Source organism: Burkholderia sp. APQ4-4ca (assembly GCF_057837105.1).
In genome coordinates this window covers 1-302 of record NZ_JBYQCG010000036.1, presented here as the reverse complement: position 1 = coordinate 302, position 302 = coordinate 1, and the positions used below count along the sequence as shown (strand labels likewise).

Below are 302 nucleotides of genomic sequence, written 5' to 3'. Positions count from 1 at the left end.
TGCCGAGCCCCGACTGCAGTTGCGAATACTGCGTGAGCCCCTGCCCGAGCGAGGCGAGGCCGCTGCTGAACGCCTGCTTGTCGATCGGGCCGTGCGTGGCGCCGCCGCTCGCGAACGCCTGGCCGAGCGCCTGCGACACCGATTGCTGCGCGCCGCCCATCTCGACGATCACTTTCGGCTGCTGACCGGCGGTTTCCGCACCGCGTTGCCGCGCCATCAGACGCTGCAGGCGATGTACGACTGGAGCTACCGGTTGCTCGGGGAGGCCGAGCGCCTGCTGCTGCGATGGCTCGGCGTGTTTC

Annotated in this window: 1 pseudogene; it reads right to left on the bottom strand. The window is 69.9% G+C overall.

Annotated elements, in window-relative coordinates:
* Positions 1-217, bottom strand: a pseudogene (locus AC3IFE_RS01545) (hypothetical protein); the annotation flags it as partial.
* Positions 218-302: the final 85 nt, after the last annotated feature.